This window comes from Paracoccus sp. M683, assembly GCF_007096355.1.
GTDB lineage: Bacteria > Pseudomonadota > Alphaproteobacteria > Rhodobacterales > Rhodobacteraceae > Paracoccus.
On record NZ_VKDF01000079.1, the window covers coordinates 1 to 261 of the forward strand.

Sequence of the window (261 nt, forward strand, 5' to 3'; positions counted from 1 at the left end):
TCGCCCGCGATGACCGCCCCTGGGGCGGCGAGGATCCGCCCGGCGTGGTCTACTTCTATGCTCCCGGCCGTGCGGGCGAACATGCAGAAACCTTCCTGACCGGCTTCGACGGTATCCTGCAAGTCGATGGCTACACTGGCTACAACCGGCTGACCAAACCCTTGCGCAAAGGCGGCGTCCCCATTCGGGTGGCCCATTGCTGGGCGCATGCCAGGCGCAAGCTGAAGGAGGTCTTCGACCGCGATGGCTCGGAGATTGCCG

At 65.5% G+C, this 261-nt stretch carries 1 protein-coding gene; it reads left to right on the forward strand.

What is annotated here, in order from left to right; all coding sequences use genetic code 11:
* A partial coding sequence (locus tag FNJ84_RS21870; protein ID WP_143795286.1) for a transposase occupies positions 1–261 on the forward strand: 261 nt, incomplete at both ends.